22 protein-coding genes are annotated in these 19,260 nt (G+C 72.6%); 14 read left to right on the top strand and 8 right to left on the bottom strand.

The features are described 5' to 3' along the window. Window positions 1-71 precede the first annotated feature (71 nt). On the top strand, window positions 72-1,271 hold the full coding sequence (locus HN031_RS12430) for an acyl-CoA dehydrogenase family protein (RefSeq protein WP_172270313.1): 1,200 nt from the start codon (window positions 72-74) through the stop codon (window positions 1,269-1,271). A 104-nt stretch (window positions 1,272-1,375) separates the two neighbouring features. Further along, window positions 1,376-2,227, top strand: coding sequence for a trypsin-like serine protease (locus HN031_RS12435; protein ID WP_172270315.1), 852 nt, complete (start codon window positions 1,376-1,378; stop codon window positions 2,225-2,227). Between the two features lie 40 nt (window positions 2,228-2,267). Here the strand turns inward: HN031_RS12435 and HN031_RS12440 are convergent, their stop codons facing one another. Then, window positions 2,268-2,603, bottom strand: coding sequence for a YnfA family protein (locus HN031_RS12440; protein ID WP_172270317.1), 336 nt, complete (start codon window positions 2,601-2,603; stop codon window positions 2,268-2,270). An 81-nt stretch (window positions 2,604-2,684) separates the two neighbouring features. Between HN031_RS12440 and HN031_RS12445 the strand changes: the two genes are divergently transcribed. The 4 genes from HN031_RS12445 to HN031_RS12460 all read left to right on the top strand — a co-directional run bounded on the left by HN031_RS12445 (window position 2,685) and on the right by HN031_RS12460 (window position 6,893). After that, the gene (locus tag HN031_RS12445) at window positions 2,685-4,016 is read left to right on the top strand and encodes a sensor histidine kinase (RefSeq protein ID WP_172270319.1); all 1,332 of its coding nucleotides are present in this window, start codon (window positions 2,685-2,687) and stop codon (window positions 4,014-4,016) included. Further along, window positions 4,013-4,708 (top strand): response regulator transcription factor, encoded by a 696-nt coding sequence (locus HN031_RS12450; RefSeq protein ID WP_172270321.1) that lies wholly within the window; start codon window positions 4,013-4,015, stop codon window positions 4,706-4,708. The genes HN031_RS12445 and HN031_RS12450 overlap by 4 nt, the downstream gene beginning before the upstream one ends. Window positions 4,709-4,788: 80 nt before the next feature. Further along, window positions 4,789-5,670 carry an ABC transporter ATP-binding protein gene (locus HN031_RS12455; RefSeq protein WP_172270323.1) on the top strand — a complete coding sequence of 294 codons (882 nt, stop codon included), beginning with the start codon at window positions 4,789-4,791 and terminating at the stop codon, window positions 5,668-5,670. Further along, window positions 5,667-6,893: an ABC transporter permease gene (locus HN031_RS12460; RefSeq protein ID WP_172270325.1), complete on the top strand. Its 1,227-nt coding sequence runs from the start codon at window positions 5,667-5,669 to the stop codon at window positions 6,891-6,893. Before HN031_RS12455 ends, HN031_RS12460 begins: the two co-directional genes overlap by 4 nt. Window positions 6,894-6,924: 31 nt before the next feature. Here HN031_RS12460 and HN031_RS12465 read toward each other — a convergent pair whose 3' ends face one another. The 4 genes from HN031_RS12465 to HN031_RS12480 are packed head-to-tail and all read right to left on the bottom strand — an operon-like array spanning window position 6,925 to window position 10,330. After that, window positions 6,925-7,383: a VTT domain-containing protein gene (locus HN031_RS12465; protein WP_172270327.1), complete on the bottom strand. Its 459-nt coding sequence runs from the start codon at window positions 7,381-7,383 to the stop codon at window positions 6,925-6,927. Beyond that, window positions 7,383-8,018, bottom strand: coding sequence for a CDP-alcohol phosphatidyltransferase family protein (locus HN031_RS12470; RefSeq protein ID WP_367650747.1), 636 nt, complete (start codon window positions 8,016-8,018; stop codon window positions 7,383-7,385). Before HN031_RS12470 ends, HN031_RS12465 begins: the two co-directional genes overlap by 1 nt. An 18-nt stretch (window positions 8,019-8,036) precedes the next feature. Then, on the bottom strand, window positions 8,037-8,633 hold the full coding sequence (locus HN031_RS12475) for a Maf family nucleotide pyrophosphatase (RefSeq protein WP_172270329.1): 597 nt from the start codon (window positions 8,631-8,633) through the stop codon (window positions 8,037-8,039). Then, the gene (locus tag HN031_RS12480; protein WP_172270331.1) at window positions 8,630-10,330 is read right to left on the bottom strand and encodes a DUF885 domain-containing protein; all 1,701 of its coding nucleotides are present in this window, start codon (window positions 10,328-10,330) and stop codon (window positions 8,630-8,632) included. Before HN031_RS12480 ends, HN031_RS12475 begins: the two co-directional genes overlap by 4 nt. Window positions 10,331-10,380: 50 nt before the next feature. Between HN031_RS12480 and HN031_RS12485 the strand changes: the two genes are divergently transcribed. After that, window positions 10,381-11,013, top strand: a complete 633-nt coding sequence (locus tag HN031_RS12485) for a hypothetical protein (protein WP_172270333.1) — start codon at window positions 10,381-10,383, stop codon at window positions 11,011-11,013. A 39-nt stretch (window positions 11,014-11,052) separates the two neighbouring features. Here the strand turns inward: HN031_RS12485 and HN031_RS12490 are convergent, their stop codons facing one another. Both HN031_RS12490 and HN031_RS12495 read right to left on the bottom strand, forming a co-directional pair. Continuing rightward, window positions 11,053-11,280 (bottom strand): acyl-CoA carboxylase subunit epsilon, encoded by a 228-nt coding sequence (locus HN031_RS12490; RefSeq protein WP_172270335.1) that lies wholly within the window; start codon window positions 11,278-11,280, stop codon window positions 11,053-11,055. Beyond that, window positions 11,280-12,863 (bottom strand): acyl-CoA carboxylase subunit beta, encoded by a 1,584-nt coding sequence (locus HN031_RS12495; RefSeq protein ID WP_172271664.1) that lies wholly within the window; start codon window positions 12,861-12,863, stop codon window positions 11,280-11,282. Before HN031_RS12495 ends, HN031_RS12490 begins: the two co-directional genes overlap by 1 nt. A 112-nt stretch (window positions 12,864-12,975) precedes the next feature. Between HN031_RS12495 and HN031_RS12500 the strand changes: the two genes are divergently transcribed. The 6 genes from HN031_RS12500 to purE all read left to right on the top strand — a co-directional run bounded on the left by HN031_RS12500 (window position 12,976) and on the right by purE (window position 17,564). Further along, on the top strand, window positions 12,976-13,773 hold the full coding sequence (locus tag HN031_RS12500) for a biotin--[acetyl-CoA-carboxylase] ligase (RefSeq protein WP_172270337.1): 798 nt from the start codon (window positions 12,976-12,978) through the stop codon (window positions 13,771-13,773). Window positions 13,774-13,788: 15 nt separating this feature from the next. Further along, entirely contained in the window at window positions 13,789-14,292 is a 504-nt protein-coding gene (locus HN031_RS22350; protein ID WP_172270339.1) for a PH domain-containing protein, read from the top strand. Then, a complete protein-coding gene (locus tag HN031_RS12510; RefSeq protein ID WP_172270341.1) occupies window positions 14,282-15,301 on the top strand; it encodes an adenylate/guanylate cyclase domain-containing protein in 1,020 nt (339 codons plus the stop codon). Before HN031_RS22350 ends, HN031_RS12510 begins: the two co-directional genes overlap by 11 nt. A gap of 106 nt (window positions 15,302-15,407) precedes the next feature. Continuing rightward, window positions 15,408-15,725 (top strand): winged helix-turn-helix domain-containing protein, encoded by a 318-nt coding sequence (locus HN031_RS12515; RefSeq protein ID WP_172270343.1) that lies wholly within the window; start codon window positions 15,408-15,410, stop codon window positions 15,723-15,725. A gap of 42 nt (window positions 15,726-15,767) precedes the next feature. After that, window positions 15,768-16,937 carry a 5-(carboxyamino)imidazole ribonucleotide synthase gene (locus tag HN031_RS12520; protein ID WP_172270345.1) on the top strand — a complete coding sequence of 390 codons (1,170 nt, stop codon included), beginning with the start codon at window positions 15,768-15,770 and terminating at the stop codon, window positions 16,935-16,937. 87 nt (window positions 16,938-17,024) lie between these two features. Beyond that, entirely contained in the window at window positions 17,025-17,564 is a 540-nt protein-coding gene (gene purE, locus HN031_RS12525) for a 5-(carboxyamino)imidazole ribonucleotide mutase (protein WP_172270347.1), read from the top strand. Here purE and arfB read toward each other — a convergent pair. Further along, on the bottom strand, window positions 17,561-17,995 hold the full coding sequence (arfB, locus tag HN031_RS12530) for an alternative ribosome rescue aminoacyl-tRNA hydrolase ArfB (protein ID WP_172270349.1): 435 nt from the start codon (window positions 17,993-17,995) through the stop codon (window positions 17,561-17,563). The two genes, purE and arfB, sit on opposite strands and share 4 nt — an antisense overlap. A gap of 50 nt (window positions 17,996-18,045) precedes the next feature. On the opposite strand from arfB, the gene lhgO reads away from it, so the two are divergent. Then, the gene (gene lhgO, locus HN031_RS12535; RefSeq protein WP_172270351.1) at window positions 18,046-19,245 is read left to right on the top strand and encodes an L-2-hydroxyglutarate oxidase; all 1,200 of its coding nucleotides are present in this window, start codon (window positions 18,046-18,048) and stop codon (window positions 19,243-19,245) included. Window positions 19,246-19,260: the final 15 nt, after the last annotated feature.

Raw genomic sequence — 19,260 nt, forward strand, 5'->3', positions numbered from 1 at the left:
GGCGCGCGCCCGATGTGACGGGGGCCACCGGGGGTTAGCGATCGCTAACCCCCTCCGGCTAGGCTGCCGTCATGACCTTCGAGCTGTCCCCCGAGCACGAGCAGTTCCGTCGCAGCGTCCGTGACTTCGCCGAGGCCGAGATCGCGCCGCACGCCGCGCAGTGGGACCGCGAGCACCACTTCCCGACCGACGTCGTGCAGAAGATGGGCGCGCTCGGACTCATGGGGCTGACCGCCCCGGAGGAGTTCGGCGGTGCCGGGATGGCCGGCGAGGACGGCGGCTTCACGTCGCTGTGCCTGGCGATCGAGGAGATCGGTCGCGTCGACCAGTCGATGGGCATCACGCTCGAGGCGGCGGTGGGCCTGGGCATCAACCCGATCCTGACCTTCGGCACCGACGAGCAGAAGAAGACGTGGCTCCCCGCGCTCGTGGCCGGCGAGCAGCTCGCCGGCTTCGGCCTCACCGAGCCGGGCGCCGGCTCCGACGCCGGCGCGACGAGGACCAGGGCCGTCCTCGACGACGGCGAGTGGGTCGTCAACGGCTCCAAGCAGTTCATCACCAACTCCGGCTCCTCGATCACCTCCGTCGTCACCGTCACCGCGCGCACCGGCGACCGCCCGGACGGCCGACCGGAGATCTCGACGATCATCGTGCCGTCGGGCACGCCCGGCTTCACGGCCGAGAAGGCCTACGACAAGCTCGGGTGGCACGCCTCCGACACGCACCCGCTGTCCTTCACCGACGTCCGGGTCCCCGAGTCGCACCTGCTGGGCGAGCGCGGACGCGGCTACGCCCAGTTCCTCGCCACGCTCGACGACGGCCGCGTCGCGATCGCCGCCCTCGCGGTCGGCTGCATCCAGGCGTGCCTCGACATGTCGCTGCAGTACGCCGGTGAGCGCCAGACCTTCGGCGGGCCGATCGGCCGCAAGCAGGGCGTCGCGTTCCAGGTCTCCGACCTCCAGGTCATGCTCGACGCCTCGCGCCTGCTCACCTACAAGGCCGCCGCGATGAAGGACGCCATGGACGCCGGGTCGTCCTCGGTCTCCATGGCCGCCTTCAAGCAGGCCGCCGCCGTCGCCAAGCTCTTTTCCACCGAGTCGGCCGTCACCGCGACCCGGATCGCGACCCAGGTCTTCGGCGGCTACGGCTTCATGGAGGAGTACCCCGTCGTGCGCTTCTACCGCGACGCCAAGGTGCTCGAGATCGGCGAGGGGACCTCGGAGGTCCAGCGGATGCTCATCGCCCGGGGGCTCGGCCTGCCGGTCGAGTGACCCAGCGCGGCAGCCGCCGCGCGGATGCCTCCTGAGGGGGTTTCGCGCGGCGGGGAGTCGTGCTGCGCTGACCCTCCGCCCGTCCCCTTCCGGAAGGTCCCCCCATGCACGCACGTCTCGCAGCCGTCCTCGCCACCGCCGCGGTGGGACTGTCCCTCGTGGCCCCGTCCGGCCCCGCCTCCGCCAGCACCGGCGGGACCATCGACACGAACAACACCTACTCGGGCGTCGGCATGATCGCCTTCTACGACGAGGGCAGCCGCTACCGCTGCTCCGCGACGCTGGTCAGCCCGACCGTGCTGCTCACCGCGGCGCACTGCACGTTCGGCGTCGACGGCAAGACGGCCGTCACGTTCAAGCTCCTGGTCGACGACGCCGCACCCTCCAACCTGCCGGTCGCCAAGGACCCGGCAGCGGGCTACACGTCGGCCGACCTCGTCGGCACCGGCTACCTCTCGGGCACGGCCTACACCCACCCGGACTACTCCGACTTCACCGACGTCGACAACTGGAACGACGTCGGCGTCATCGTCCTCGACGCGCCGGTCTCGAACGTCGCCATCACCCCCATCGCCGAGGAGGGGACGCTCGACACGATCGCGCGCCGCGACCTGCGCACCACGATCTTCCGTGCCGTGGGCTACGGCACCGAGGTGCGTCAGGCAACCTCCGGACCGCGCAAGCCGACGCCGCAGAGCTATCCGATCGTGCGGCGCTACGTCGACATGCCGGGCCAGAAGCTCACCTCGCAGATCCTGCAGACCAACGGCAACGAGAACGACAACGCCGGCACGGGCGGGACGTGCTTCGGTGACTCCGGCGGCCCGCTGCTCCTCGACGGCGAGATCGTCGGGGTGACGAGCTACGGCTACACGTCGAACTGCCGCTACATCGACGGCTACCAGCGCGTCGAGATCGACGTCGTCCAGGACTGGCTGGCCACGTTCGGCCTCTGACCGTCATGTGATCGGGCGAGCCGTTGACGCCCCGCGACCCTCAGACGGGTCGCGGGGCGTACATGATCACGGCGACGCCGACCAGGCAGATGAGTGCGCCCGCGACGTCGTACCGGTCGGGACGGAACCCGTCGACGGCCATGCCCCACGCCAGCGAGCCGGCGACGAACACCCCGCCGTACGCCGCCAGGATCCGCCCGAAGTGGGCGTCGGGCTGGAGGGTCGCGACCAGGCCGTAGAGCCCGAGCGCGACGAACCCGCCGCCGATCCAGAGCCAGCCGCGGTGCTCCCGCACGCCCTGCCAGACCAGCCAGGCGCCGCCGATCTCCGCGACCGCGGCGAGGGCGAAGAGGAGCAGGGACCTGGCGACCGTCATGCGGGGGAGTCTCGCAGGCGAGCACCCGATCTCCCCCTCCCGGCGGATCCAGCAGCGACGGCCGGGTCCTACCCTCACCCCATGTCCCGGCTCAACCAGCGCGTCCTCGAGTGGTTCGGCGTGGACGACGACTGGGAGCGGCCACGCCCTCCGATCGGCCGCCAGGACGTCGTGCTCGCGGCGAGCGTCGGAGCGGTCGGCCTGCTGACGCTCGAGCTGGTGCGGAGCGCCGCCGGAGGATTCGAGCACACCGACGCCCCGATGTGGGCCCAGTGGCTCGCCGTGGCGCTGGGAGCGGTGCTGCTGCTCGGCCGGCGCCGGTGGCCGCTGGTGGTGGCGAGCCTCGCGGCACTGCACATGTTCGTCGCCGGGGTGGCCATGCCCGAGGTGATGGCGCAGACGTCGCTCCAGATCGTCTACTTCGTCGCGCTGCTCTCCGGCGTCGCGTGGGCCCGCGACCGGCGGGCGATGCTGCTGGTCGTCGGCGTGATCGTGCTCTTCATGTTCGCGTGGATCGGCTGGCAGTTCGCCATCGGCTCCGCCGCCCAGGAGTGGCTCGACGACGAGGAGGGCGCCGACCAGGTCGGGTTCTTCCCGCGGATCCCGGCCGCGGTCGGCTACTCCCTGGCGATCAACGCGCTCTACTTCGGCGGCGCGATCGCGGGTGGGGGCTTCTCGTGGCGCTCGGCCCGCCAGCGCGACCGCCTCGAGGAGCAGGCGGCCACCATCGCCGCACAGGCGGGCCGGCTGCGCCAGCAGGCCGTCGTGGACGAGCGCCTCCGCATCGCCCGCGACCTCCATGACGTGGTCGCGCACGGCGTCTCGGCGATGGGCATCCAGGCGGGAGCGGCGCGACGGGTGCTCGAGCGCGACCCCGACGCCGCGCGTACCGCCCTGTCCCACGTCGAGGAGGCGTCCCGCGACGCCGTCGCCCAGATGCGCCGCCTGCTCGGCACGCTGCGCGAGGGGACGGGCGAGGAGACCAGCAGCACGCGGACGACCGACGCCGGCGTCGGCGACCTCCCGGACCTCGTCTCCGAGGTCGACGGCCAGGGCCTCGCCGTCAGCCTCGACGTCGTCGAGGCGCAGCCGGGCGCGGCGTCGCGGCTGCCGCGCGGCCTCGGGCTCGCGGTCTACCGCACGGTGCAGGAGGCGCTGGCCAACGTCCGCCGCCACTCGACCGCCGACTCGGCCTCGGTCGTGGTGCGGGTCGACGAGGCGCCGCCGCGGGCCTACGCGGAGGTGGAGGTCGTCGACAACGGCCGCCCGCGCCACGGCACGTCGGGCAGCGGGCTCGGCCAGCTCGGGATCCGTGAGCGGGCGGCCACCCACGACGGCCAGGTGGACATCGGCCCGCGGGTCACCGGCGGCTACCGCGTCCGCGTGCGCTACCCGCTGGAGGCGTCGACGTGACCGACCGGCTGAGAGTGCTCATCGTCGACGACCACGCCATGGTGCGCTCCGGATTCGCCATGGTGCTCTCGGTCGAGGACGACGTGGAGGTGGTGGGTGAGGCGGCCGACGGCCTCCAGGCCCTCGAGCAGGCCCGGGCGACGCGACCCGACGTGGTCCTCATGGACGTCCAGATGCCCCGCATGGACGGGATCGAGGCGACGCGCCTGCTGGTGGCCGAGGACCTCGGCCGCGTCGTCATCGTCACGACCTTCGACCGCGACGACTACCTCTTCGACGCGCTCCGGGCCGGTGCCAGCGGCTTCCTGCTCAAGAACGCCGGCCCGGAGCAGCTGCTCGACGCCGTCCGCGCGGCCGGGAGCGGGCACGCCCTGCTGGCACCCGAGGTGACCCGACGGGTCATCTCCCAGATGGCGGGGAAGCGGGCGGCCGCGGAGGCACCCACCTCGGGTCGGGCGGCCGACCGGCCGGAGCCTCCCGGGCTGGCCCGCCTCACCGCCCGCGAGCGGGAGGTGCTGGTGCTGCTGGGCCGTGGGCTGTCCAACGGGGAGATCGCCGGCGAGCTCGTGCTCGGGGAGGCCACCGTCAAGACCCACGTGTCCAACGTCCTCGCCAAGCTGCACCTGCGCGACCGGGTCCAGGCCGTGGTCTTCGCCTACGAGGCCGGACTCATCCTCCCGACGGAGGGCTGAGGCCGAGGGCGCGCCCTCCACCTCGAGGTTCCGTCCCGCGGGGGATCCGGCGCGACTGCCGCGCCCCTAGCGTCGTGGTCATGTTGGAGATACGGGAGCTGACCAGACGGTTCGGTGACAACACCGCCGTGGACCACGTGTCGTTCGAGGTGCCCGACGGGCTCCTCACCGGGTTCGTCGGGGGCAACGGCGCGGGCAAGACGACGACCATGCGGATGGTCATGGGCGTGCTCGGCATCGACGGGGGAGAGGTGCTGTGGCAGGGCCGGCCGATCACCCGGCTGGACCGTCGGTCCTTCGGCTACATGCCCGAGGAGCGCGGCCTCTACCCGAAGCAGCCGATCCTCGACCAGCTCGTGTACGTCGCCCAGCTCAAGGGCCTCGGCCGGGTCGAGGCGCGGACCCAGGTCCTGGAGCTGCTCGAGCGCTTCGGCCTCGGCGAGCGGACGAAGGACCACCTCGAGAAGCTGTCGCTGGGCAACCAGCAGCGGGTGCAGATCATCGCCTCGGTGCTGCCCCGGCCGGCCGCGCTGATCCTCGACGAGCCGTTCTCGGGCCTCGATCCGATCGCCGTCGACTCGATGGTCGACCTGCTGCGCGAGTACACCCGCGACGGCGTCCCGGTCCTCTTCTCCAGCCACCAGCTCGACCTCGTCGAGCGCCTGTGCGACCGGCTGGTCGTGCTGGCCCACGGACGCCGGGTCGCCGCCGGGACGGTTGCGGAGCTGCGCGACGCGGGGGTGCCGCGCTTCCGCCTCGTCCTCGGCGGCGACGCCGGTTGGGTCCGCGACCACCGCGGGCTCGAGGTGCTGGACCTGGACGGCACCACCGCGCTCGTCGAGGTCCGCCAGGACGGCGCCGAGCAGCACCTGGTCGCCGAGGCCACGCGCCGCGGCGACGTCCACGAGTTCGTCCGGGTCCGCCCGGCGCTCAGCGAGATCTACCGGGAGGCCACCGCATGAGCACCGACAACCGCACCCACGACCGCACGCACGACCGGGCGCACGACCGGGACACCGGGACCGAGCCCGCTTGGTTGCTCGTCACCCGCCGCGAGGTCGTCTCGCGCATCACCGACAAGTCGTTCATGATCGGCACCGTCCTCATGGTCGTCATGCTGGTCGGCTTCATCGGGTTCTCGGCCTGGCAGGAGGAGCGCACCACCGAGGTCACCCTGGGGGCCACGCCCGACTCGGTCGCGATGGCGGCGGCCATCGAGGAGGCCGCTCCCGACGTCGACGACAAGGTCGCGGTCACCGTCGTCGAGCTCGACGACCGGGCCGCCGCCGAGACCGCGCTCCGCGAGGACGAGGTCGACGCCTGGCTGCACCCCGTCGACGACGGGTGGGAGCTGACCTCGGAGTCCAGCGAGCAGGAGTCGCTGACCGAGGTGGCGAGCGCCGTCGTGCGCCAGCAGGTGCTGTCGGAGAACGCGGCGAACGTCGGCACGTCGGTCGAGGACCTCGAGGCGGGCAGCACCGTGTCGACCGACTTCCTGCGCGGCGACGCGGAGAAGGCGGCGGTCGCGCAGGCGGTCGGGTTCGTCTTCGTCTTCCTCTTCTACTTCGCCGCCCTGATCTTCGGCATGCAGCTGGCCTCCTCGGTGATCGAGGAGAAGCAGAGCCGCATCGTCGAGATCATCGCCGCCGCCATCCCGCTGCGCCAGCTGCTCGCCGGCAAGGTGCTCGGCAACACGGCCCTCGCGATGATCCAGCTGCTGATCTACATCGCCGTCGGCCTCGTCGGGCTCTCGTTCACGTCCTACAAGTCCTACGTCCCGGCGCTGTCCGGACCCACCGCGTGGTTCATCTGCTTCTTCCTGGCGGGCTTCATCGCGCTCGCCTGCCTGTGGGCGGTGGCCGGCTCGCTGGCCTCGCGCACCGAGGACCTGCAGGCCACCTCGACGCCGCTGACGATGCTCATGCTGGTGATGTTCTTCGGGGGCGTCTCGCTCGACGGCCGCAGCCAGGTGATCGCGTCCTACATCCCGCCGGTCTCCGCGGTGGTGATGCCCAAGCGGATCCTCGCCGGTGGCGTGGAGTGGTGGGAGCCGCTCCTCGCACTGGGACTGCTCGCCGTCTTCGCCGTGGTGACGGTGTGGGTGGGCGAGCGCCTCTACCGCCGGGCGCTGCTGCAGACCGGTGGCCGCGTCACCCTCCGCCAGGCGTGGTCCAGCGCGGAGTAGCCGCGATGCGGCCGGGGCCTCACGACGGATCTCAGAACAGGTTGACGAGCCCGGAGGTCCCGGCCACGACCGCCCAGAACCTCAGCCCGCGACCGAGCGTCCCGGTGACGAGGAAGATCCAGAAGGGGACGCGCAGGATGCCCGCCAGCACCGCCGTGACGGCGTACGGCGGGAAGCCGGTGGCGGCGGAGACGAAGAGGAGGGCGGCCGTGAACCACGGCCGCCCTTCCGCGCGCTCGTGCCACTTGTCGAGCGACGCCTTGACCTTGGGCTTGGCGAGGTGCCGGTCGACCCAGGGGGCCCGGTCGAGGTGCATGCCGCCCCAGTACCAGAGGATCTTGCCGAGCATCTGCCCCACGATCGCGGCGACGAGCAGCGCCCACATCTGGTCGGGGGCACGGTTGACCGCCACCGCGAGGATGGCCTCGATGTTGATCAACGGGAGCAGGGCGGAGCCGATCGAGGCGCCCATGACGCTCCAGAAGAGCATCAGCCGACGGCCCCGGGCACCGGCAGCCCGATCCGCACCAGGCGGTGCAGCGAGACGCACTTGAGCACCAGCAGCGCCGAGGCGATGGCCAGGCCGACCCACATCCACCCGGTGACCAGCAGCAGCACCGCGAAGAGGGCGCTGTTGACCGCCTTGGCCGGCTTGGACCAGTTCCACAGCCAGATGGGCCGGTCGATGACGAAGAAGTAGTTGGGGCTGCGCACCGGCCAGGCGAGGAACGCGATCGAGAGGAAGAAGTCGACCACCATGAACTCGGCGAGGTAGACGAAGATCGCGGGGGACAGGTCCGGCTGCAGCCACGCCAGGCCGATGTAGAACGCGGCGGCGTTGAACCGGTCGCAGATGACGTCGAGGACCGCGCCGATGCGGGTCTCGCAGTCGCGGACCCGGGCGTAGAACCCGTCGAGCATGTCGCCGACCCAGTAGACCACGAGCGCGGCGACCAGCAGCTCGAGGCTGTCCTGGTGGGCCGCGAGGGCGGCCAGCATGACGGAGGCGGCGGTGCGCACGCCGGTGATGACGGTCGCGCCCGTCAGCAGGCGCTCGTCGCGCACCCCGTAGCGGTTCTCGGGGTCGGCGACGGGCTCTGCCTTCACCGAACCGGGGCCCCCCACGCCGGGGATGCTATCGGGTCACGCCCACAGGTCCGGCCACCCGTGCCCGAGTTCGAGGACCAGCTCGCGCAGCAGCGGCAGGCTGACGCCCACCACGTTGTGGTGGTCGCCCTCGATGCCGGTGACGAACGCCCCGCCGATCCCGTCGATCGTGAAGGCGCCGGCGACCTCCAGCGGCTCGCCGGTCGCGACGTAGGCAGCGATCTCCTCGTCGCTGACGTCGGCGAAGTGGACGGTCGTCGAGCCGGTGGCCGCCGCGACCCGTCCGGTCGCGGCGTCGCGCAGGCAGTGGCCGCTGTGGAGCACGCCGGAGCGGCCCCGCATCGCCTGCCAGCGGCGTCGTGCCTCGGCCGGGTCGTGGGGCTTGCCGAGCGCCTCCCCGTCGAGCTCGAGGACCGAGTCGCAGCCCAGGACGAGCGCGTCGGCGGGCAGGTCGTCCCGAGCGGCCACCGCCGCGCACTTGAGCTCGGCCAGCTGCAGCGCGAGCTCGGCGGGCGGCAGGTCGGACAGCTGCGACTCGTCGACGCCGCTGACGACGACCACGGGGTCGAGCCCGGCCGCACGCAGCGTCGTACGGCGTGCGGGGGAGGCGGAGGCGAGGACCAGCCGGGTCACAGGCGCCCCAGCGCGGTGCGCAGCGGGTCGAGCCCCAGCGAGCCCAGGTCGAGCGCGGCACGGTGGAAGGCCTTGAGGTCGAACCCCTCGCCCTGCCGCTGCTGCACCTCGGCCCGCGCCTCGAGCCAGATGCGCTCGCCGACCTTGTAGGACGGCGCCTGGCCGGGCAGGCCGAGGTAGCGCTTGACCTCGAACTGGATGACCTCGTCGTCCATCCGGCAGTGCAGCCGCATGAACTCCAGGCCCAGCTCGGGCGTCCACGTCTCGCCCGGGTGGAAGGCGGCGCCGCCGGCGCCGAGCCGGTTGTCCTCGGGGACGGTGAGGCCGAGGTGCATCCCGATGTCCACGATCACCCGGGCCGCGCGCATCGACTGGCCGTCGAGCATGCCGAGCAGGTCGGCGGGGTCGTCGAGGAAGCCGAGCTCCTCCATCAGTCGCTCGGCGTAGAGCGCCCAGCCCTCGCCGTGGCCGCTGCACCAGCACATCAGGCGCTGCCAGCGGTTGAGCGTGTCGCTGCGGTAGGCCGTCTGCGCGACCTGCAGGTGGTGGCCGGGCACGCCCTCGTGGAAGACCGTGGTCACCTCGCGCCACGGGTGGAAGTCCTCGATGCCGTCGGGCACCGACCACCACATCCGGCCCGGGCGCTCGAAGTCCTCCGACGGGCCGGTGTAGTAGATGCCGCCGTCGTTGGTGGGGGCGAGCATGCACTCGATCCGGCGGATCGGCTCCGGGATGTCGAAGTGCACGTCGGCCATGTCGGCGACCGTGCGGTCCGCCAGCCGCTGCATCCAGTCGCGGAAGGCCTCCCGCCCGTGCACGACCCGCTCGGGATCGGCGTCGAGGTGCGCGACCGCGCCGTCGACGTCGGCGCCGGGGAGGATGCGGTCGGCGGTGGCGTGCATCAGGTCGGAGAGCCGCTGGAGCTCGGCCCAGCCCCAGGCGTAGGTCTCGTCGAGGTCGACCTCGGCGCCGAGGAAGTAGCGGCTGGCGAGGGCGTACACCTCGCGGCCCACGCCCTCCTCCGCCCGGCCCTGGGGCTCCATCTCGTCGCTGAGGAAGAGGCCGAACGACGCCGTGGCCGCGCTCGCCGCGCCGGCCAGCGCCCGGAGCCCGGTGCGGTCGGGGACGTCGAGCCGCTCGACGAGGCCGAGGTAGAAGTCGCCCGCCTCGCCGGTCCGGCCGGTCCAGCGGCGCACCTGCTCGGCCACCTCGGCGTACTGCCGCGCCGCGACGACGTTGCCCTTGCGTGCCTCGTCGGAGAGCGTGACCCGCAGGCCCTCGAGGGCGGCGGGCACGGCGGCGAGCCGGGCCGCGATCGCTGCGACGGCGTCCTCGCCCTCGGTCGGCATCAGGTCGAAGACGCCCCGGACCTCGTGGAGCGGGCTCCACAGCACCGACATCCGGGAGCGGTTGACGCCGGCCTCCTCGAGCTCGAGCTCGAGGCGGGTGCGCTCGAGGAACGCGTCCTTCGCGGCCGCCTCCCGGTCGTCGACCGGCGTGGCCGCCTCGACCGCCGCCACGGCCTGGCGGGCCAGTGCCTCGCGGGTGTCGAACCCGGCGGGGGAGAAGTCCGTCAGCTCGTGGTCGTGCCCGCCGACGCCGATCGAGGTGGCGGTCAGCGGGTCGAGGGCGCAGTAGTCGTCGACGTAGGCGTCGCAGAGGGCGTCGATGGTGCGTGCGGTGCTCGGTCCGGGCATGGGCCACACCTTGCCACGTCCGGCCGGACGCCCTGTGCGAGCATCGGCCCATGACGACGCGCGCCCGTGCCGCCCTGCTCGCGCCCGCTCTCACCGTCACCCTGGCCTTCACCCTGGCCGCCTGCAGCGACGAGCCGGAGCCGGTGCGGGAGACGGGTGTCGACCCGGAGTGGTACGCCGAGCTGGACCGGGCGGTCGAGGACGCCGACCAGGTCGGGGACGTCCCGGTCCTGTCCTCGGGCTCGTGCCCGATCGACACCCCGGAGGTCGCCGGGCACGACCTGGACGAGGACTCGCCGGACGTCGGCGTCAGCACGCTGGGTGACAGCGGGCACCGGCTGATCTGCTCGTGGTCGCCCCCGGCGACCGACCTGGTCGTGGCCCGCTTCGACGACCCGGCCGAGCTCGAGCTGGCGCGAGAGGACGTCAGCCGGGTCGGCGAGGTGGACAACGGCCAGAACGTCCAGGTCACGGAGGCGATCACCGTCGGCCGACGCGAGTTCTTCGTCCGGCGGACCACCTTCCCCACCAACGACTCGCACATCGACTACGCCGTGTGGTTCCTCGACGAGGACGAGCAGGGACTGGTCCTGCTCGACGTGGAGACGACCGACACCCACGACCTCATCGAGACCTACGACGCGCAGCAGGCGGCGCAGGACCTGGCGGACCTGCTCTCCTGATCGCCGGTCGCCGTCGCAGGTCGCCGGGTCGCTGACGGCTCAGCACGGCAGGCCGCTGGCCCGCCAGCCGTCGGGCCCGTTGCGGTGCGGGTGCCGGACGCCGCGGGCCGGGTGGCTCCACGCCGGCCGCGGGCGGCGTGGAGCCTCGCCACCGGACGAGCCCAGGGAGGCGAACACCGCGACCAGGGCCGCGACCTCCTCGGGGGTCGCGTCCGGGTCGACGACCCGGAGCAGCGGCTGGTCCTGCTGTCCCTCTGACGCGGCCATCAGAGGGGGATGTTCCCGTGCTTCTTCGGCGGCAGCGTCTCGCGCTTGGAGCGCAGCAGCCGCAGGGAGCGGACGATCTCGACGCGCGTCTCGTGCGGCGCGATGACGGCGTCGACGTAGCCCCGCTCGGCGGCGATGTAGGGGTTGGCCAGCGTGGTCTCGTACTCGTCGATGAGCTCGGCGCGGCGCGCCTCGACGTCGCCCCCCTCGTCCTCGACCGCCTTGAGGGTCTTGCGGTGCAGGATGTTGGCGGCTCCCTGCGCGCCCATCACGGCGATCTGCGCGGTCGGCCAGGCGACGTTGATGTCGGCGCCGAGGTGCTTGGAGCCCATCACGTCGTAGGCGCCGCCGTAGGCCTTGCGGGTGATGATCGTGACCAGCGGGACGGTCGCCTCGGCGTAGGCGTAGATCAGCTTGGCGCCGCGGCGGATGATCCCGTCCCACTCCTGGTCGGTGCCCGGCAGGAATCCCGGCACGTCGACGAACGTCAGCACCGGCAGGTTGAAGGCGTCGCAGAACCGCACGAAGCGGGCGGCCTTCTCCGAGGCGTCGATGTCGAGGGTGCCGGCCAGCTGCAGGGGCTGGTTGGCCACGATGCCGACCGACTGCCCCTCGACGCGGCCGAAGCCGACGAGGATGTTGGGCGCGAACAGCTCCTGGACCTCGAGGAACTCCTCGTCGTCGAGCACGGCGGTGATCACGTCGTGCATGTCGTAGGGCTGGTTGGGGCTGTCGGGGATGAGGGTGTCGAGGCTGCGGTCGAGGTCGGTGACCTCCATGTCCGGTCGCTCGTCGTAGGTCGGCGACGGGTCGAGGTTGTTCTGCGGGAGGTAGGACAGCATCGCCTTGACGTAGTCGATGGCGTCCTCCTCGTCGGAGGCCATGTAGTGGGCGTTGCCGGACTTGGTGTTGTGCGTCCGCGCCCCGCCGAGGTCCTCCATCGTGACGTCCTCACCGGTGACGGTCTTGATGACGTCGGGACCGGTGATGAACATCGCGGAGGTCTGGTCGACCATGACCGTGAAGTCGGTGACGGCGGGGGAGTAGACGTGGCCGCCGGCGCAGTTGCCCATGATCAGGCTGATCTGCGGGATCACGCCCGAGGCGTGCACGTTGCGGCGGAAGATCTCGCCGTAGAGCCCGAGCGAGACGACGCCCTCCTGGATACGCGCCCCGGCGCCCTCGTTGATGCCGACGATCGGGCAGCCGGTCTTCATGGCGAGGTCCATCACCTTGGTGATCTTCTCGCCGTAGACCTCGCCGAGCGAGCCGCCGAAGACGGTGAAGTCCTGGCTGAACACGCACACCATCCGGCCGTTGACCTCGCCGTAGCCGGTCACGACGCCGTCGCCGTAGGGGCGGGTCCTCTCGAGCCCGAACGCCGTCGAGCGGTGCCGGGCCAGCTCGTCGAGCTCGACGAACGTGCCCTCGTCGAAGAGCATCTCGATGCGCTCACGGGCGGTCCCGCGCCCCTTGGCATGCTGCTTCTCGATCGCCTTCGCGGAGCCCGCGTGCACCGCCTCGTCGAGGCGCCGCTCGAGGTCGGCGAGCTTGCCCGCCGTGGTGTGGACGTCGATCTCCATGTCCTGAGGGGGGACGTCGGTGCCCTCACCCGGCTGTGCACTCACGCGGTGGCCTCCTGGTCGTCTCGCACGACGTCTGCGTCGTGATCGATCTCTGCGGCAATCTAGACCCATGACGGAGAGACCCGCACCGCGACCACCCCTCGACCCCGCCCGGCTCGCGGCGCCCCTCGGGTGGCGTGTCGAGCTGCTGGACGCGACCCCCTCCACCAACGCGTACGTCGCCGAGCGGGCCCGCGCGGGCGAGGAGCCCGGCCTCGTCGTGGTGACCGAGCACCAGACCGCCGGGCGCGGCCGCCTGGACCGCGCGTGGGAGACGCCGGCGCGGTCCTCGCTGACCTTCTCGGTGCTGCTGCGCCCCGACGTGGCGCCGACGTCGTGGCCGTGGCTGCCCCTCCTGACCGGGTACGCCGTGCAGGCCGCGCTCGCCGACCGGCTGCCCGACATCGCCCTCAAGTGGCCCAACGACGTGCTGGTCGACGCGGCCTCGGGGCCCGGGCGCAAGGTGTGCGGCATCCTCGTCGAGCGCATCGAGGCCGAGCGGGGGCCGATGGCGGTGGTGGGGGTCGGCATCAACGTCGACCAGACCCTCGACGAGCTGCCCGTCGCGCTCGCCACGTCGGTCGCGCTCGAGACCGGCGAGCCCGTCGAGCGCACCGGCCTGCTCGGCCAGGTGCTCGGCTCGCTGCACGGGCTGCTCGGCCTGCTCGACGACACCGAGGCGCTGCGCCGCGCCTACGCCGACGTGTGCGTCACGCTGGGCCGGACCGTCGACGTGCACCTGCCCGGGGACGTCGTACGCCGCGGGGAGGCGCTCGACATCGACGCCACCGGGGCGCTGGTGGTCGGGACCGGCGACGGCACCTTCACCGTGGCCGCCGGCGATGTGGTGCACGTGCGGCCGGCCTAGTGACATGATCGGCGCGTGGCCTACCCGAGCAAGCTCCTCAACGAGGGCGAGCACGTCGTCGTCACCACGAGGACGCACCCCAAGGCGCTGATCGGTCCGGCGCTGGTGCTCGTGCTCCTCGTGGCGGCCGTGATCTGGCTGAGCACCCTGACCGACTCCACACCGGTCGGCGTCGGCGCGGGGATCGTCGCCGTCCTCATCGTCCTGTGGTTCGTCGTGCGCCCGCTGGTCGCGTGGCTGACCACCACCTACACGTTCACCAACCGCCGCTTCATCAAGCGCTCCGGCTTCATCGCCAAGGAGGGCCGCACGATCCCGCTCAACCGGATCAGCGGCGTCGACTTCGAGATCGGCGTCATCGACCGGATCTTCGGCTGCGGCACGCTCGTGGTCTCCGACGCGAGCACCGACGGCAGCGTCCTGCTCCACGACATCCCCGACGTCGAGCAGGTCCAGCTCCAGGTCGCCAACGAGCTGCACCGGCTGTCCGGTGGTGACCGTCGAGACGATGGCGCCTGACCGCAAGTCGTCCCGAGCGCCCTCCGAGCCCGCAGCCAGGCAGGCGCCGGGGGAGAGGCTCGACGAGGCCATCCTGCGCAGCGCCCCGGAGTTCAACGCGCTCGAGGTGGCCACCGAGACCGGCGTGACCATCGAGCAGGCCCGTCGGCTGTGGCGCGCGCTCGGGTTCCCCGAGTTCGTCGGCGAGAAGGCCTACACCGCCGCCGACGTCAAGGCCGTCGCGACGCTGATGAGCTTCGTCGACGCCGGGGCGGTCGACTTCGACACGGCCGTCAACCTCACCCGCGGCGTGGGCCAGACGATGGCCCGGCTCGCCGACTGGGAGGTCTCCACCCTCGTCAGCCGCGTCGAGGAGATGGAGTCCGGCGCCGAGGCCACCGGCTCGCGCATCGGCTCCGCGCTGCGCCTCATCGACGAGGTCAACCCGCCCTTCGAGCGCCTGCTGGTCTACGCCTGGCGCCGCCACCTCGCCGCCGCGGTGGGCCGCATCGAGGCGATGGGCGCCAAGGACGAGGACCTCCACACCATCGACGTCAGCGTCGGGTTCGCCGACCTGGTGTCCTTCACGGCGCTGTCCAACACCCTCGACCGCGACGAGATCGGCGACCTCGTCGAGGTCTTCGAGAGCCGCTGCCAGGACGTCGTGGCGCGCTACGCCGGTCGCATCATCAAGAGCCTCGGCGACTCCGTGCTCTTCGTGACCAGCGGCGCCGAGGACGCCGTCGCGGTGGCCGAGGGGATCATCAACGTCATCGGCCGCGACTCCAAGATGCCCGACGTCCGCCTCGGCCTGGCCAGCGGACCGGTGGTCCAGCGCCTCGGCGACATCTTCGGCCCGCCGGTCAACATGGCCGCCCGGCTCACGCAGGTGGCCCGGCGCAACCGGCTGATCGTCGACCAGAACACCGCCGACCTGCTGCCCGCCGAGGACTGGGAGAGCCGGCGCCTCCCGGCCCGGCCGGTGCGCGGGTTCGGGCTGGTCGAGCCGGTGGCCGTACGCCGTCGCTGAGCGGCCCGGGTGCACCGCGGGACGGACCCGCAGGTGGACCAGACCACTCGGCCATTTTTCACCCATAAGGACCCCCCGGGCACCGTCTCCTCCCTACGTTCAGCGCGTGTTGGCTGTGCAGGACGTGCGACTCGACCCGACCACCCGTCAGGTGTGGCGAGGCGACCGCGAGATCAGGCTCTCGCGCAAGGAGTTCCAGCTCTTGCACGCCCTCATGTCCCGACCCGGTGACATCGTCACCCGCGGCGAGCTGATGGCGGACGTGTGGCAGACGTCGTTCTACACCAACTCCAAGACCATCGACGTGCACCTGGGGTGGTTGCGGCGCAAGCTCGACGACGACCCCCGCAACCCGACCCTGATCACCACGCACCGCGGCCGCGGGCTGCGCTTCGAGAGCCGCGCGCGCACCGTCGCCAGCTGAGGCGGGCGACCCCCTGCCCCGGTGCTTCTATAGGCTCCGGTCGTGTCCTCGACCGGTTCGCACCGTGCTCCCACGCTCGCCGTCATCGGGGGCGGCCAGCTCGCGCGGATGATGGCCCAGCCCGCGATCGCGCTCGGCCTGCCGCTGCGCCTGCTCGCCGAGGCCGAGGGCGTCTCCGCCGCCCAGGTCATCCCCGACCAGCTCGTGGGTGACCACACCGACCTGGCCACGCTGCGCCGGGTGACCGAGGGCGCCCGCGTGGTCACCTTCGACCACGAGCACGTGCCGACCGCGCACCTGCACGCCCTCGAGGCCGACGGCGTCGCCGTACGCCCCGGTCCCGACGCGCTCGTGCACGCCCAGGACAAGGCGGTCATGCGTCGCCGTCTCGCCGAGCTCGACGTGCCGTGCCCCCGCAACGCCGTCGTCACCACGACCGCCGACGTCGAGGCGTTCGGGATGCCGTGCGTCCTCAAGACGACCCGCGGCGGCTACGACGGCAAGGGCGTGTGGGTGGTGCGCAGCGCCGACGAGGCGCAGGCCGCCTTCGACGCCGCGACCGCGGCCGGGGTGGAGGTGCTGGCCGAGGAGCTGGTCGACTTCCGCCGCGAGCTGTCGGCCCTCGTGGCCCGCTCGCCCAGCGGCCAGGCCGCGGCGTACCCCGTCGTCGCCTCCACCCAGCTCGACGGCATCTGCCACGAGGTGGTCGCCCCCGCCCCGGACCTCGCGCCCGCCCTGGCCGGTCAGGCGCAGGAGATCGCCCTGCGCGTCGCCGGTGCGCTCGACGTCACGGGCATCCTCGCCGTCGAGCTCTTCGAGACCACCGACGGCAGGATCCTGGTCAACGAGCTGGCGATGCGTCCGCACAACACCGGCCACTGGACCCAGGACGGCGCCGTGACGTCCCAGTTCGAGAACCACCTGCGTGCCGTCATGGACCTCCCGCTGGGCTCCCCGGCCCCGCGCGCCCGCTGGACCGTGATGGTCAACATCCTCGGCGGACCCACCGACAGCGGCCACCTCTACGACGGCCTCCCGCACGCCATGGCGCGCGACCCGCACCTGCGCGTGCACCTCTACGGCAAGGACCTGCGGCCCGGCCGCAAGGTCGGCCACGTCAACGCCTACGGCGACGACCTCGACGACTGCCTCGAGCGGGCCCGCCACGCCGCCGCCTGGTTCCGCGGCGACCTGGGCGACGAGAGCGAATGAGCGCCGAGCCACCCGAAGCCATCCCGAGCCATCCCGAGCCAGCCCGAGCCAGCCCGAGCCAGCAGAGACCGACGAGAGGGTCGACCCATGAGTGAGCAGGTCCAGCAGGGCAGCGCGAAGGTCGGGATCGTGATGGGCTCGGACTCCGACTGGCCCGTCATGCAGGCCGCGGGGGAGGCGCTCACCGAGCTCGGCGTCGCCTGGGAGGCCGACGTGGTGTCCGCCCACCGGATGCCCACCGAGATGATCGAGTGGGGCCAGCAGGCCCACGTCCGCGGCCTGTCGGTGGTCATCGCCGGCGCCGGGGGAGCGGCCCACCTGCCCGGCATGCTGGCCTCCGTCACGCCGCTGCCGGTCATCGGGGTGCCGGTGCCGCTGAAGTACCTCGACGGCATGGACTCGCTGCTCTCGATCGTGCAGATGCCCGGCGGGATCCCGGTCGCCACCGTCGCCATCGGCAACGCGAAGAATGCCGGCCTCCTGGCTGCGCGCATCCTCGCGACCAGCGACCCCGAGCTCCGGCAGCGGCTGCTCGACCACGCGTCGACGCTCGCGGAGACCGCGCACGCCAAGGGCGACGTCGTCCGCCAGGCGGCGGCGGGCCAGACCCGCCGCGTCGGCTTCTAGTCCCGGTCGCGCACCCGGCCGCGCAGGGCCTTGGTGCCCGCTCGCTCCTTCTTCGCGCGCAGCCGGCGCTCCTTGGCGCCGCGACTCGGTCGCGTCGGGCGTCGCTGAGGAGGCGGCGGGGCCAGCGCCTCGCGCAGCGCGTCGGCGAGCCGCTCGCGGGCGGCGACCCGGTTGCGGTGCTGCGAGCGGTGCTCCGACGCGGCGATCGCGATCCGGCCCGAGGGCCAGCGACGCAGCGCGCGGGTGCGCTGGGTGTCGGTCAGCGCGCTGGTCGCGGCGACGTCGAGCTCGAGCTCCACGCGGGAGTCCGAGGTGTTCACCGACTGGCCGCCGGGGCCCGGCGAGCGCGAGAAGCGCTCGACGAGGTCGGTCGCGGGCACGACCAGGCCCTCGGGCAGGCCCGGGCCCGCGGGGACGTGGAGGTCGCGCATCCCGACATTGTGGCTTGACGGTGGCTGCCGCACCCACCAGCGTCCTCCGCATGGGGGAGATGAGGGTGGGGCTCGTCGGTGGCGGGATCCTCGGCGTCGCCATCGCGCGCGAGGTCGTCCGTCGCCGTCCGGGCACCGAGGTCGTGGTGCTGGAGAAGGAGGACCGCCTCGCGGCGCACCAGACGGGCCACAGCTCGGGCGTCGTGCACGCGGGCATCTACTACAGGCCCGGCAGCCTCAAGGCCGAGCTGTGTGCCCGCGGCAGGACGATGCTGCGCGACTTCTGCGCCGAGCACTCGATCGCGTACGACGCCTGCGGCAAGCTCGTCGTCGCGGTGGACCGTGAGGAGATGGGGCGTTTCGACGCCCTCGCGCACACCGCGACCGACAACGGGGTGCCGGGGCTGCGGCGCCTCGCGGCCGGGGAGATCGGGGAGGTCGAGCCGCACGCCGGCGGGCTCGCCGCGCTGCACTCGCCGGAGACCGCCATCACCGACTACACCGCGATCACGCAGGCGATGGCCGACGACGTGTTCGCCGGCGGCGGAGGGGTGCGGCTCGGGGCGAAGGTGGTCGACATCCGGCGCCGTGCGGGTGGCGCGACGGTGCAGGTCGAGGGCGATCCCACACCACTGCACTTCGACCACGTCGTCGTGGCCGCCGGCCTGCACGCCGACCGGGTCTCCGCGCTCGTCGACGGCGAGCGCGGGCCGGCCATCCTGCCGTTCCGCGGGGAGTACCTCGCCGTGAGCACCGCCAAGCAGGACCTGGTGCGGGGGATGGTCTACCCCGTCCCGGACCCGCGCTACCCGTTCCTCGGCGTCCACTTCACCCGCCGAGTCACCGGGGAGCTCGAGGTCGGCCCCAACGCTGTCCTCGCCACCCGGCGCGAGGGCTACCGGCGGCGCGACGTCTCCGCGACGGACCTCCGCGAGGTGCTGGCGTGGCCAGGCTTCTGGCGCCTGGCCCGTGAGCACTGGCGCACCGGCATCGACGAGGTGGTCGGCTCCGCGTCGCAGCGCGCGTTCATGCGCTCCGCGTCGCGCTACGTGCCCGCCATCGGCGTCGCGGACGTGCGCCGCGCCGGCAGCGGCGTGCGCGCGCAGGCGGTGGACCGCGACGGGAGCCTGGTCGACGACTTCCGCATCACGCACGCCGACGGCGTGACCTGCGTGCGCAACGCGCCCTCGCCGGCCGCGACCTCCAGCCTGGCCATCGCGCAGCACGTGGTCGACCGCGCCTGGTCCTGAGCCGAGCCCCTAGGG

The organism is Nocardioides sp. zg-1308, assembly GCF_013155375.1.
Taxonomy (GTDB): domain Bacteria; phylum Actinomycetota; class Actinomycetes; order Propionibacteriales; family Nocardioidaceae; genus Nocardioides; species Nocardioides renjunii.